Source organism: Nocardiopsis salina YIM 90010 (assembly GCF_000341025.1).
Lineage (GTDB): Bacteria > Actinomycetota > Actinomycetes > Streptosporangiales > Streptosporangiaceae > Nocardiopsis > Nocardiopsis salina.
This window is the reverse complement of sequence record NZ_ANBF01000165.1, coordinates 1-13828: the sequence shown is the minus strand read 5'-3', so window position 1 is coordinate 13828 and position 13828 is coordinate 1. Positions and strand designations below refer to the sequence as shown.

The 13828-nt window shown below is 72.1% G+C and carries 8 protein-coding genes and 1 pseudogene; 6 read left to right on the top strand and 3 right to left on the bottom strand.

The window, feature by feature from the left end:
• Positions 1-6: 6 nt before the first annotated feature.
• On the bottom strand, positions 7-672 hold the full coding sequence (locus D474_RS0118175) for a TetR/AcrR family transcriptional regulator (protein ID WP_017614955.1): 666 nt from the start codon (positions 670-672) through the stop codon (positions 7-9).
• A gap of 193 nt (positions 673-865) precedes the next feature.
• Between D474_RS0118175 and D474_RS0118170 the strand changes: the two genes are divergently transcribed.
• From D474_RS0118170 to D474_RS0118150, 5 genes are all read left to right on the top strand, one after another.
• Complete coding sequence (locus D474_RS0118170; RefSeq protein ID WP_017614954.1) at positions 866-2269, top strand: flavin monoamine oxidase family protein; 1404 nt, start codon at positions 866-868, stop codon at positions 2267-2269.
• A 137-nt stretch (positions 2270-2406) separates the two neighbouring features.
• Positions 2407-3936: an APC family permease gene (locus D474_RS0118165; RefSeq protein ID WP_017614953.1), complete on the top strand. Its 1530-nt coding sequence runs from the start codon at positions 2407-2409 to the stop codon at positions 3934-3936.
• 40 nt (positions 3937-3976) lie between these two features.
• Complete coding sequence (locus tag D474_RS0118160) at positions 3977-5056, top strand: agmatine deiminase family protein (protein WP_017614952.1); 1080 nt, start codon at positions 3977-3979, stop codon at positions 5054-5056.
• The gene (locus tag D474_RS29200; protein WP_449289359.1) at positions 5056-6918 is read left to right on the top strand and encodes an amidase; all 1863 of its coding nucleotides are present in this window, start codon (positions 5056-5058) and stop codon (positions 6916-6918) included. The genes D474_RS0118160 and D474_RS29200 overlap by 1 nt, the downstream gene beginning before the upstream one ends.
• 598 nt (positions 6919-7516) lie before the next feature.
• Positions 7517-9061, top strand: a complete 1545-nt coding sequence (locus D474_RS0118150; protein ID WP_017614951.1) for a type III PLP-dependent enzyme domain-containing protein — start codon at positions 7517-7519, stop codon at positions 9059-9061.
• Between the two features lie 52 nt (positions 9062-9113).
• Here the strand turns inward: D474_RS0118150 and D474_RS0118145 are convergent, their stop codons facing one another.
• Complete coding sequence (locus tag D474_RS0118145; protein WP_017614950.1) at positions 9114-9722, bottom strand: cysteine hydrolase; 609 nt, start codon at positions 9720-9722, stop codon at positions 9114-9116.
• Between the two features lie 266 nt (positions 9723-9988).
• Positions 9989-12526: a glycosyltransferase family 4 protein gene (locus D474_RS0118140; protein ID WP_017614949.1), complete on the bottom strand. Its 2538-nt coding sequence runs from the start codon at positions 12524-12526 to the stop codon at positions 9989-9991.
• 506 nt (positions 12527-13032) lie between these two features.
• Here D474_RS0118140 and D474_RS32345 point away from each other — a divergent pair.
• A pseudogene (locus D474_RS32345) lies at positions 13033-13828 on the top strand (hypothetical protein); the annotation flags it as partial.

Here is a 13828-nt window from a genome sequence, read left to right as displayed (position 1 = left end):
GAGCCCTCAGCCGGCAGGGTCGGTGTACTTGCGGCGCAGGCCGTCGATCAGCGCGTCGAGTGAGAGCTCGAACGCGCGGTCGGCGGCCTGCCGCGGGTCGCGCGGGCGCTGTGCGGCGAAGCGGGTGAAGGTCGGGGCCAGTTCTTCCATCGCGCCGGGGTCGAAGATGTCGGTGGGGGCCGAGGCGTCGTAGGCGGCGCCGAACACGAGCGCCTCGATGCCGACGATGATGTCGACCGCGTCGGGGCCGTCGATCCCGGCCCCGTGCAGCCCGCGCGCCACCCGCTCGTACATGCGCAGTGTCTGAGGGGAATCGGCCACGGGCAGTACCGCCATGACCGGGATGAGGGCCGTGTGCTGGATGAAGCAGCGGCGGTAGGAGAGCGCCCACCGCCGCAGTGCCTCGTCCCAGGGTTCGGTCGCGAAGGACGAGCAGTCGATCTGTTCGTTGATGCGGTCCTGGATCAGGACGAGCACGTCCCGTTTGGAGGAGACGTGGTTGTACAGCGCCGAGGCCGAGACACCCAGTTCGTGCGCCAGCGAGGCCATGGTCAGGCGCTTGTAGCCCTGCTTCTCCACGATCCGGATCGCTGCCTGGGACAGGCGTCCGCGGGACAGGATCGGCGAGGAGGGGCGGCCCTTGCCTCGGGTGCTGGGGGTTCGCTGGCTCACTGACGCCTTCCTCCTGAGTGCCGGCGCTGGTTGCCGACAGATTTTTTCCCAGTGTAGAAGCCCTGCGGTTGGGGCCGTCCGATGCTCCCCACCGTTCTGGCCTGCCCGACGGGTCGCGCTTCCCCACTTGACAGCGGGGACGTGGCACCTATTAATGAATGAAGTTCATTTTGATGTTCGAAGGAGCACATCCATGAGTGGCACACACGTCATCGGCAGCACCGAGGTGCTCGAACGCGACGTCGTCGTCGTGGGGGCCGGCCCCGCCGGGCTGATGGCCGCCCGCACCCTCCAGGCCGCCGGCCGTACCGTCGCCGTCCTCGAGGCGCGCGACCGCGTGGGCGGGCGCACCTGGTCCCGGGAGATCGACGGGGCCTTCCTCGAGGTCGGCGGCCAGTGGGTCTCGCCCGACCAGACCGAGCTCTACGGCCTGCTCGACGAGCTGGGCATGAGCACCTACCCGCGCCACCGGGAGGGCTCGGACGTCTTCCTGGCCGCCGACGGCACCCGCCACGAGTTCACCGGCGAGATGTTCCCCGCCGGCGAGGCCACCGAGGCGGAGATGAAGCGCGTCATCGGGCTCCTGGACGAGCTCGCGGCACAGATCGGCCCGGAGCGCCCCTGGGACCACCCGCTGGCCCGCGAGCTCGACACCGTCACCTTCGACGCCTGGATGCGGGCCCAGACCGACGACGCCGACGCCCGCGAGAATCTCGCCATCTTCATGGCCGGCGGCATGATCACCAAGCCGGCCCACTCGTTCTCGGCTCTGCAGGCCGTGCTCATGGCCGCCTCCGCGGGTTCCTTCTCCAACCTCGTCGACGAGGACTTCATCCTCGACCGCCGCGTCGTCGGCGGCATGCAGTCGGTCTCCGAGGCCATGGCCGACGCCCTGCAGGAGGGCACCGTCCACCTCGAGACACCGGTGCGCACCATCCGTTGGGACGAGGACGGCCGCGGAGGCGCCACCGTCGTCTCCGACCGCCTCACCGTGCGGGCCGGCCAGGTGGTCGTCGCGGTTCCGCCGAACCTGTACTCGCGCATCTCCTTCGAGCCCGCTCTCCCGTGGCGCCAGGAGCAGATGCACCAGCACACCTCCATGGGCCTGGTCATCAAGGTCCACGCCGTCTACGACCGCCCCTTCTGGCGCGACAAGGGACTCTCCGGTACCGGCTTCGGTGCCAAGGAGTACTGCCAGGAGGTCTACGACAACACCAACCACGGCGACACCCGCGGCACCCTGGTCGCCTTCGTCTCCGACGAGCTCGCCGACGACCTGCTCGAGCGCGGCGACGACGAGCGCCGGGACATCGTCCTGGCCTCGCTCTCCCGCTACCTGGGCGAGGAGGCCCTCGAGCCGGTCGTGTACTTCGAGTCCGACTTCGTCTCCGAGGAATGGACCCGCGGCGCCTACGCGGCCAGCTTCGACGTGGGCGGCCTGCACCGCTACGGGGCCCACCAGCGCGAGCCCGTCGGCCCGCTCCACTGGGCCTGCTCCGACCTGGCCGCCGAGGGCTACCAGCACGTCGACGGCGCTCTGAGGCAGGGGCGCCGCGCGGCCGAGGACATCCTCGCGTCCGCGTCCCGGACCGCCTGACCCGGCGTCCGCACACTCTCAGGGGCCGGCGCACTGCGTACGAACCCCACCCCCTGGTGAGCCCCGCGCGGCTCACCGGTTCCACGGCGCCGGCCCCTCGGCGCCCACACCCCACCCGGCGACCACAGGGAGCAACCATGACCGACACCAGCCGGCCCCCGACCCGGCAAGAGGGCGAGAGCGGCAGCGCCCACTGGAAGGGCTTGAGCACGGGGGCCGTCGGGCTCCTGGGAGGACTGGTCATCGGCGTTTCCACCATCGCCCCGGCCTACACGCTCTCCGGGGCCCTCGGGCCCACCGCCTCGGCCGTCGGCGAGCACCTGCCCGCGATCCTGCTCGTCGGGTTCGTGCCGATGCTCCTGGTGGCGATCGGATACCGCCAGCTCAACAAAGCGATGCCGGACTCGGGCACCACCTTCACCTGGGCCTCGCGCACCTTCGGCCCGTGGGTCGGGTGGTTCGGCAGCTGGTGTCTGCTGGCGGCGACCATCCTGGTGCTGTCCAACCTCGCCGGGATCGCCGTCGACTTCTTCTACCTGGCCCTGTCCCAGATCAGCGGGCAGGAGTGGGTGGCCGGCCTGACCCGCAACGTGCCCGTCAACGTCGCGACCTGCCTGGTCTTCATGGCCGCTGCGGCCTGGATCTCCTACCGGGGCCTGGAGGCCACCAAGACCTTCCAGTACGTCCTGGTCACCTTCCAGGTCGTCGTGCTCGCCTGGTTCGCCTTCGCCGCGTTCGGCAAGGTGGCCGCAGGCTCGGCCTTCGACGCCACCCCGGTGCGGCTGGAGTGGTTCAACCCCCTCGGGGTGGAGTCCTTCTCCGCCTTCGCCGCCGGCGTGGCCCTGTCCGTCTTCATCTACTGGGGATGGGACGTGGTCGTGACCATGAACGAGGAGAGCCGCGGCACGACGACCACCCCGGGCAAGGCCGCCATCGCCACCATCCTCGTGGTCGTGGCCCTCTACACCGCGGTGTCGGTGGCCACCCTGTCCTTCGCGGGAGTGTCCACCGCCGAGTTCGGACTCGGCAATCCCGGCATCCAGGAGAACGTCTTCGCGGCGCTGGCCGGACCGGTGATGGGCCCCTTCGCCGTCCTGATGTCCCTGGCGGTGCTGTCCTCCTCCGCCTCCTCGTTGCAGTCCACGATGATCTCCCCTGCCCGCACCATGCTCGCGATGGGCCACTACGGGGCGCTCTCGTCCAAGTACGCGAAGGTCCACCCGACCTACCGCACACCCGGGTACGCCACCGTCGTCGCCGTGGTCATCGCCTCGGTCTTCTACGCCGTCATGCGCGTGATCTCCGAGAACGTCCTGTGGGACACCATCACCACCCTGGGCATGATGGTCTGCTTCTACTACGGCGTGACCGCTCTGGCCTGCGTCTGGTATTTCCGCCGCGAGGCGACCGCGTCCCTGGGCGACCTGGTGTCGAAACTGGTGGCGCCGCTGCTGGGTGGGATCCTGCTGCTCGTCTTCTTCTTCCAGACCGCCTGGGACTCCATGGATCCCGCCTACGGATCCGGATCGGAGGTCGGCGGTGTGGGGCTGGTCTTCGTCCTGGGCATGGCCATCTTCGTCCTGGGCCTGATCGTCATGGCCGTGCAGTACGCGCGCAGCCCCGAGTTCTTCCGCCGCCGCTTCGAGACCGCCGAGTACCCGACCTAGCCGGCCCACGGGCCGCGCCCCGACACGACAAGGGAACGACATGTTCGCGCACAGCACCGCCGACGCGCCCCTGACCACGGTGATGCCGCCGGAGTGGGCACCGCACGACCGCACCTGGATGGCCTTCCCGCCGGCCAACGACACCTTCGGCCCCGACGGGAGCGCCACCCTGCACCGGGCCCGTGCCGCCTGGACCGCGGTCGCCCGTACGGTCGCCGCCCACGAACCCGTCACCGTCGCGGTGGCGCCCGAGGACGCCACCACCGCGGCGGCGCTGCTGGGCCCGGGCATCGAGACCGTCGAGGTGCCCTTGGACGACGGGTGGATGCGCGACTTCGGCCCGACCTTCGTGCACGGCCCCGACGGGCGCGTGGCCGCCGTCGACTGGGTCTTCAACGGCTGGGGCGCCCAGGACTGGGCCGCCTGGGAGAACGACCGGCGCGTGGGCGCTGCCGTGGCCGAGCTGTCCGAGGCGCCCCGCATCGCGAGCCCGCTGGTCAACGAGGGCGGCGGCTTCCACATCGACGGCAGGGGCACGGTGCTGCTCACCGAGACCGTGCAGCTCGACCCGGGCCGCAACCCCGGGCTGACCAGGGCCGAGGTGGAGGCCGAGGTCCACGCACGCCTGGGCACCACACACGCCGTGTGGCTGCCGCGCGGCCTCTGGCGCGACTACGACGAGTTCGGCACCCGCGGCCACGTCGACATCGTCGCGGCCTTCACCGAATCCGGCACGCTCCTGCTGCACCGCCAGGACGATCCGCGCCACCCCGACCACGAGATCACCCGCGACCTGCGCCGTGTCCTGGAGCAGGCCGTCGACGCCCGCGGCGAGAAGCTGCGCATCGTCGACGTGCCCGCCCCCAGGACCCTCACCGACGAGGACGGCAGCTTCGTCGACTGGTCCTACATCAACCACTACGTCACCGACAGCGCCGTGGTGCTGTGCTCCTTCGACGACCCCAACGACGGGGCCGCCGCGCAGATCCTCGCCGAGGCCTACCCGGAGCACACCGTCGAGCAGGTCGACGCCCGCGACATCTTCCGGTTCGGCGGCGGCATCCACTGCATCACCCAGCAGCAGCCCGCCCCGCGCACCGGGCAGGGGAGCGTGCGCTGATGGCACCCTTCGACGTCGTCGAGGCCACGATCCCGCAGTTGCGCGAGGCCCTGCAGCGGGGCCGCGTCACCAGCGAGGAACTGGTCCACCGCTACCTCGAACGCATCGCCGCACACGACCGCGCGGGGGCCTCCCTCAATGCTGTGGTCGTGATGAACACCCGTGCGGTGGAGGAGGCTCGCGCCTCCGACGCCCGCCGCGCGAGCAGGCAGCTCCTGGGCCCGCTCGACGGCATCCCCTACACCGCCAAGGACAGCTACCAGGCACGGGGCCTCACGGTCGCCGCGGGTTCGCCGGCCTTCGAGGACCTCGTCGCCCAGCGCGACTCCTTCACGGTCGAACGGCTGCGGGAGAACGGGGCCGTGCTCATCGGGCTCACCAACATGCCGCCCATGGCCAACGGGGGGATGCAGCGCGGCGTGTACGGACGGGCCGAGAGCCCCTACAACGGCGCCTACCTCACCTCCGCCTTCGCCTCGGGTTCCTCCAACGGATCGGGAACCGCCACCGCGGCGAGCTTCGCCGCCTTCGGCCTCGCCGAGGAGACCTGGTCCTCCGGGCGCGCACCGGCCTCCAACAACGCCCTGTGCGCCTACACCCCCTCGTGGGGTGTGATCTCCATCCGCGGCAACTGGCCCCTGGTGCCCACCATGGACGTCGTGGTGCCCCACACCCGCACCATGACCGACATGCTCGAGCTGCTGGACGTGATCGTCACCGACGACCGCGAACAACGCGGCGACTTCTGGCGGGTCCAACCCTGGATCGAGGTCCCGCCCGCCTCACGCGTGCGCCCGCCCGCCTTCACTGACCTGGGGGTGGACAGCGCGGACGCCGGGCGCCGGGCTCTGCACGGGCTCAGGATCGGATCCCCGCGCCTGTACACCGGTACCGACCCCGAGGCCGGTACCGCGCCCGAACCCGGCATCGGCGGTCCCACCGGACAGCAGGTGCACACCCGGAAGAGTGTGCTGCGGCTGTGGGAGGAGGCCCGGGCCGACCTGGAGGCCGCGGGCACGCAGGTGCTCGACACCGACCTGCCCGTGGTGGCCAACTACGAGGGCGACCGCCCCGGTGCGCCCACGATCCGGACGCGGGGACTGGTGAGCCGGGAGTACCTGGAACGCGAACTCCTCGACCTGTCGGCCTGGGCCTGGCAGGACTTCCTGCAGGCCAACGGCGACCCGCAACTGGACGACCTCGCCCGGGTCGACGGCGCGCGGATCTTCCCGCACGACCCGGGCACCCTCCCGGACCGCTACGACGGCTTCGACGACGACATCGCCGCCTACCCGGGCTTCGTGCGCGACAACCCCGGCCTGGAGCTCACCGGCATCCCGCACCTGAAGGAGGGCCTCGAGGGNGCTGGACCGCCTGGGCCTGGACGCGATCGCCTTCCCCGCCGTGGCCGACGTCGGGCCGGCCGACGCCGACACCGACCCCGGATCGGCCGACCTGGCCTGGCGCAACGGGGTGTGGGTGGCCAACGGCAACCTGGTCTGGCGCCACCTGGGCATCCCGACGGTCACCGTGCCGATGGGCACGATGGCCGACACCGGGATGCCGGTCGGGCTGACCTTCGCCGGGCGCGCCTACGACGACGCGCGCCTGCTGGGGATCGCGGCGGCCTTCGAGGCGACCGGCGACCGGCGTTCGGAGCCGCCGCGCACCCCGCGTCTGTCCTGATCGCCCCCGGGGCAGTACGCGGGGACGGGCCGCGCTGGGGGAGCAGGGTCCTTCGGCGCGGCCCGAGTACGTCCGCGGCCGGGCCGGGGTCGCGTTCGGCGGTCTCGGTGAGCAGCCCGTCCAGGACGGGTGTTCGAAAAGCGCACCGGTGGCCCGTCGGCCCGCCGCCTCCGTGAACTCGAACGTGCCCCGTGGCCGTGGCGCCTGGTGAGCTCGGGTCCACTGGTGGGCCGACCCGGCCGGACCCCGGGCCGGGCCGTGGCCCGGGGCCGCCGTGTGGGCCCGGAGGGGCGCTGGCACGCCCGCCCCTTCGGGCCCGGAGGGAAGTTCGAGGGGGCGGCGCCGATGCCGGGCCCCTCCCCGAGCCCGGGACCGAGAGCCCGGACGCGGCGATCACATTCGTGCACAGGTCTCCCCCCGCCTTCGCTCGGTCGGGGCCGGCCCCGCCGACCGGGCATGCCCTCCATGTTCGCTGCCCGGCTTTCACCGTCCTTTCATGACTGTTGAGCGGGGCCGTCGCCCTGCGCATCGGTGCAGTCGGCAATGGCGGCACGGTCGGCACGCTCAGCACCCGCAGGGCGCCCACCCCGGGACGGCCCCCGACCGCCCCGACCCGTAACGTTCCGTGGATCGGCGGTTCCGTCACGGAGCACCGATCCACCGGCCGCCCGGGCCGGCGGGCTGCCCGACCTCTACCGGGACGGCCGGACAACAGGTAGGCCGGGAGGCAGGCCGCACGGGCGCGGGGCCCGACCGACGAGGAGGTAGGCGCGCATGGACCGCAGGGACCGCAGGACCCACGGGGCGCACGTGGATCACGAGCACAGCGTGGATCCCGAGAAACGCGGGGGCCACGGGGACCGCGAGGCGTCCGCGGGCCTCGGAGCCCCCGGGGACCTCGAGGCAACTGTGCCCCTCATGGCCTTCACCGAACGCCGTGCCCGCGCCGTCGAAGCCCTCGCCGCGGAAGGGTTCCTCGACGACGACGGCCACCCGCTGATCGGCGTGCTCGACCGGTACCGGGTCCGCGACCGCGTCCGCGAACTCCACGACGCCTTCGACGGCCCCGGCGGGCGGCTGCACACGGTCGCCGCCAAGGCCGCGACCCTGGTCCCGGTGCTCAGGTGGTTCGCAGAGGCCGGAATGGGCTGCGAGGTCGCCAGCCCGGGTGAACTCGCCATGGCGCTCGAGGCCGGATTCGACCCCGCCGACATCGTGTTCGACTCCCCGGCCAAGACCCCCGCCGAGCTGCGCCACGCCCTCGAACTCGGCGCGAACCTCAACATCGACAACGCGCAGGAACTCGCCCGCATCGACGAACTGCGCACCACCGTCCCCGGCCCCGGCCACGCCCGTTCCACGCGCACCCCGAGCATCGGCCTGCGCATCAACCCCCAGACCGGATCCGGCGGTATCGAGGCGATGAGCACCGCCTCGCACACCTCCAAGTTCGGGGTGGGCCTGGCCGACCCGGGGGTCAGGGAGATGCTGGTCGAGGCCTACGCCGAACGCCCCTGGCTCAACCAGGTCCATGTGCACTCCGGCTCCCAGGGGATGGCGTTGCACCGGATCGCCGCCGGTGTCGCGGCCGTGTACGACCTGGCCGAGGAGATCAACGCACGCGTCGGACACCGGCAGGTGGACCGCATCGACATCGGCGGAGGGCTCCCGGTCGACTTCACCTCGGATGAGACCGACCCGACCTTCCACCAGTACCGCGCGGCGATCGAGGACGCGGTCCCGGGCCTCTTCGACGGCCGCTACGCCGTCACGACGGAGTTCGGGCGTTCTCTCCTCGCTGAGGCCGGGACCATCGTGGCGCGGGTGGAGTACGTCAAGCACGTCGGCGGAAGGCAGGTCGTCATCACCCACGCCGGAGCGCAGGTGGCGACCCGGACCGCGTTCGCCCCGGACTCCTGGCCGCTGCGGGTCAGCCTGCACACGCCCGACGGTCGGTTCCGTGCCATGACGCGTGCGCACGACACCCGCGCCGGCGGTGGACCCGCTCCGGAACCCATCCGCCCCACCGACCCCGCCCTGCGCTCGGACGTGGCCGGACCCTGCTGCTTCTCCGGGGACCTCCTCGCCCAGGACGTGGACCTGCCCGCCGCCGAACCCGGGGACCTCGTCGCCGTGCACGACACCGGCGCGTACTACTTCTCGACCCCGTTCTCCTACAACGCCCTCCCGCGCCCGGAGGTGCGCGGTTACGAGGTCGGAGCCGACGGGCGCGTGCGGTGGGAGCAGGTCCGGGCGGCCCAGTCGGTCGGTGAGATCGTCGCCGAGTCCGGCGGCGGCCGGCCGGTCCGGGCCGACTGAGGCGGCCGGGCCCAGCAGAACGCGACGGCGGACGGCACAGCTTGCCGGTCGATCAGGAATGGAGGGCCTCTACCGCCTGGTCAGCGGTGAGTGTGCCCATAGTGCCGATTTGCAGGTTCGCCAACGCCGCTCGGTGCGTCGGCTCGTCGGCAGCGGTCACGCAATCCTCGACCACGTAAACGAAGTAGCCGAGATCGGTGGCGTGTCGTGCGGTCTGTTCGACGGTCAGGTTGGTGGCCCCCCCGGTCAGCAGCAGCGTGTCGATGCCGTTCCGGTCCAACCACTGCGCCAGGTCGTTTCCGGCGATTCCGGAGACCTTCTGGTTGTCCACCACCCGGTCGGCGCCGGTGCGGGGAGGCATCTCCGGAATGATCTCCGTTCCCGGGGCCTCGGGGCGGAACGCGTCCTGCGCTTCGGCCACCGCCGCGATGAGCCCGGTGTTGCGGATCAAGGCGCCTTCATCTTCGGGGACGGTGAAGCGGGTGTAGACGATCGGCACCCCGGTCTCCTGTACGGCCCGGTGGAACCGCGCTGCCCGGTCCACCACACCGCTGGCGGCCACGGGTCCGCTGAGCATGTCGCCGAAGAAGCCTTCGGGTTTGATCACGTTGATGACCCAGTGCAGCCCCAGGACCGCCGTACGAGGTGGCTCGATGCGCATACCCCGACCCTCGCACATGGGGCCTGTCGGTGTCAGTCCCCGGTCTGGTGGAGCCCTTCCGGCCTTCGCGCAGTGCCCGCCGGTTCTGCGGGACGCTGCCGCGGACGAAGGTGTCGGTGCGGTCGGCCGGAACGGTGAGCCGCTTCCGGCCACTTCCGGGAACCGGGACCGTGAACGCCCCGTGCCAGAACGAACGGTGGTCGCGGCCCCCTGGGAGCCAGGGTGCTGCGACCACCTCCAGGACCGGGGGTGTGCTCCGGTCCGCTTCAGCGCATCCGCCGCCGCAGCGCGTCGACCATCCGCACGTCCGCGACCGTCACCCGCACGTCGCCCGAGTCCAACGGCACCACCGTCGCCGACCGCACGAACCCGCCGTGGTGCCACCTCCGGTGGGTGCGTCCCGGCACCGGTCCTGCGGACACCCGGTCCAACGCGCCGGGCGGGCCGACCAGGAACCGCAGCTGCCACGACTCCGGCTCGCCCACCTCGTCCTCCAGGCCGAGCCGCTTCAACTCGCCCTGCAACCGGCTCGTGCCGGCCCCGCGCACGGGGACCTCGTGGAGCGGGAACCGCTGACCGGCCCCGCCCCCGCGTACGACCTCAACCGCGCACTCGGCCCCCTCGGGCAGCACCGTGTCCAGCAGTACGTCCATCTGGATCCGCCCGCGGTGCCGCGGCCGCACGTGCGCCGACTCCACCCGCAGAGTCGGCGGCACCGGCGAGGTCATCAGTGCCAGCCGGTCGTTGATCGTGTAGTAGGGCTGCGCCCGCGAGCCGTAGGCGCGGTTCGGGGAGACCTCCAGCGACGGGTATTCGATGATGCGCTTGTACCCGACCACCCCCGACAGGTGCCGTCCCACCGTGTACTCGGTCCCGTCGGAGAGCACCAGCCTCAGCTCCCAGCGCTCGGACTCCCCGTGCCGTCCGCGCACCACCACGGCGGGGTCCACGACCGCGGTGAACTTGCCGTTGGGCGCCACCGGGGCGGAGAACTCCCGCAGCACCTTGTGCGAGGTCCGCAGCCGCACCGACAGCCGGGCGCGCGGGTCGGCGAGCGTGTGCCCGAGCGCGTGGCCCTGCACGGTGATGAGCCCGTCGTGCACCTCGACGTGCTCGACCTCCGCGTGGTGGCGCGCCCGCCGCACGTGCAGCTGCAGCCGGCCCTTCGCGCTGCGTGTGGGAATGGCCAGCGCCAGGTCCTCGGTCTCCTCCGGCCGCAGCGGATACCCGTTCTGGTGGATCTGCACGTCCTCGACCTGGGACGTGCGCTCCCCGTCGGTGCGCTGCACGTCCCAGGTCCGCGGGCTCAGGTGATCGGTCGCCGGATCGATGACCACCCGGCCCTGTTCGTCGGGTGCGTGTGTGTGGCGTTCACCGGGCACCGACAGCACCACGCTGTCGGGCGGTTCGGTGAAGGTCAGTGTGGTGGTCCCGTCGCCGGTGGCCTCCACGACGCACGCCGGCGGGGTCTCCATGCGTGGTGCGGGCGCCCGCGGGATGTCGCCGCCCGCACCCGTGGCCGGCCCGGGAACCGGGTCGCCGGGCAGGCGCAGGTCCGGGGCCTCCACGTCGTCCGCGGGCCCGCGCGCCCGCGGGATCTCCGTCGTGTGCAGGTGGATCAGCCCGGACTGGGCCTTGTCCAGGCGCAGTTCGTCGAAGAGCTGCTCGTGCAGGCGCACCACCCGCGCCGGGTCGAAGCGTTCGGAGTCGCTGAGCGCGGCATGGGCCATCTTGCGCCGCAGGGGTTCGTCGCCCATGAGCTCGGACAGCCCCTTGGCGATGCCGGGCGTCGACCTGTTGGGAACCAGGATCCCGTCCTGGTGGTCCTTGATGATGCTGGAGGGCCCGTGCGGGCAGTCGGTGCTCACCACGGGCAACCCGGAACGCATGGCTTCGACGATGGTCATGCCGAAGGGTTCCTCGCTGGAGGTCACCGCGGCGAACGCCCCCTGCGCCCAGGCCTCCTCCACGCGCGGGTGGGGGCCCATGAGCCAGATGCGGTCCTGCATACCGAGTTCGCGCACCTGCTCGGCGAGGCGTCCGCGCTGGCTGCCGCGGCCGTAGATGCGCAGGGTCCAGTCGGGGTGCTCGTCGGCGACCGTGGCGAAGGCGTCCACGAGCAGGTCGTGGCGCTTGCTGGGCGCCAGCCGTCCGGCCGAGACGATGGTGTGCGTGTTCGCGCCGTCGGCGGTGAAGGCGGGCCGGGGGACGGAGTTGGGGATCGCCACCAGCCGCACCCCGGGCAGGGGCATACGCACGGAGTAGGTGCGCGCATCCGCCTCGGTGACGGTGACGAACGCGTCCAGGGACGGGTAGGCGCGTGCCATCACCTTGCGCAGGGACTCCCTGTGCTGCTCGAAGGTGAGGTGTTCCTGTCCGATCTTGACGACGCGGTCGGGCGCTGCACGCGCGATCGCGACGTTGAGGCCCGGCCGTGTACCGATCACGACGTCCGCGTCGGTGGTGGCGAGGAATTCTGCCAGCCGGTCGTCGCTGAGCTTGCTGTGCTGGTCGCCGCGGCCGTCCTCGACCGGGAAGACCTCGGGCGGCTGCCCGGCGCGCGGGTCGTTCTCGTGGAGGGGGCGGCCGCCCTCGCCGACGGGGACCTGTTCCTTGTCCCGTGTGTCGACGAGCCAGGCCAGGCGGACCCCGGGCGGCACGGGAAGGACTGGCTCGTCACGGTGGCGGAAGACCGAGACGATCTCCACCTCGTGACGGGCCGAGAGCGCAGCCGTCTGGTTGGCGACGGTGCGCACCGTGCCCCCGATCCCGTACATGTCGTTGATCAGATAGGTGATCTTCACCCTGCCCCCGAAGTGTGGCACCGGAAATGACGCTCCCGCACCCTCGGGGCTCGGGCACGTGCTCGATATGTGGCTGAGCCGTGCCTGCTGAGCGCCCGTGTCCACGGGTGCGGGAGTTCCTTGAGGCTATGGGTGGTTTTGTTGCCTGACAGGGGCAATTGTCGAGTTCTGAATGAAGATTTGCGGCCGAGTGTGGGTGTCGGGATTCGGCGGCCGGAGAGGCGGCCACGGGACGCGACGTGGGGTGTGGCGGGGAGCGAACGCACTGGTGAGGGGGCTGCGGGCTCGGGGTGGGGCGCGGTGCCCTGCGGGGAATCGGAGAAAGGCTGCGGCGCGCGGACCGGGGTGTGGTCCGGTGTGTGGGGAGCAGTCCTGTCCGCGAGGGAAGGTCGATCCGACCGGCTCACCCGGAAACCGCGGGTCCGCCGCCGAGCACTTCACGAAAGGGTTCTGTAGTCGTGTGTCATTGCCTTTCGGCGACCCCCGGCTTACTTAGCGTGCGTGGCATGAATGCAACTCAACGTGGTATGAGCGCGCTGTCGGCGGTCGGGCTGGCGGCGGGGGCCCTGTACGCAGCCGGGGCGGCGCCGGTGGCGGCGGAGACCGTGACGCAGACGTTCGAGCACGGGGACGGCGGGGACCGCGCCGGGAGCGCGGGGCTGTCCTTCACCCTGCCCGGGGACCCGTCGACCACCTGCGAGGTCGAGATCGTCGCGCACGGGTCGAACGGGGAGGGGATCGGCGACCGGGGGCGGGCCGGTCACGCTGCGCAGGTCACCGCGATCGTGGAGGCCACACCGGGGGAGTCGTTCTCGGTGGACACCGCCGGGACCGCCTCGAACGGCCGCGGTGCCCGCGGCGGCGGGGGACGCGACGGGGGAGACGGCGGCACCTCCGGCGGTGACGGGAGCGAGACGTTGCGCGGGGGTGGGGGCGGCGGCGCGACCGCGGTCACCCACGAGGGGGAGGAGATCATCGTTGCCGCGGGCGGTGGCGGGCAGTCCGGCCGCGGCCACGACGGCGGCTCCAGTACCTACTACCCGGGCGGCAGCGGTGGCGACGGCGGAGAGGCCGGCGAGGACGGCAGGCCCTTCCGGGACAACGAGGACATCGGCGGGGGCGGCGGGGGCGCGACCACCACGGCGCCCGGTTCGGGCGGGGTCACCACCGACGACGGGGTCCCCGGGGCCGACGGCAGCGGCGGGACCGGGGGTGCGGGGGCCGACGGGCCGACCGACGGAACCGTGATCGGCGGCGCGGGCGGCGGCGGAGGCGGCGGTCTCCACGGCGGCGGAGGTGCCG

What these genes read in the sequence shown, in the direction of transcription:
- D474_RS0118170 (WP_017614954.1), top strand. Translation starts at nt 866, where the DNA reads ATGAGTGGCACACACGTCATCGGCAGCACCGAGGTGCTCGAACGCGAC.
- D474_RS0118165 (WP_017614953.1), top strand. Translation starts at nt 2,407, where the DNA reads ATGACCGACACCAGCCGGCCCCCGACCCGGCAAGAGGGCGAGAGCGGC.
- D474_RS0118160 (WP_017614952.1), top strand. Translation starts at nt 3,977, where the DNA reads ATGTTCGCGCACAGCACCGCCGACGCGCCCCTGACCACGGTGATGCCG.
- D474_RS0118150 (WP_017614951.1), top strand. Translation starts at nt 7,517, where the DNA reads ATGGACCGCAGGGACCGCAGGACCCACGGGGCGCACGTGGATCACGAG.
- D474_RS0118145 (WP_017614950.1), bottom strand. Translation starts at nt 9,722, where the DNA reads ATGCGCATCGAGCCACCTCGTACGGCGGTCCTGGGGCTGCACTGGGTC.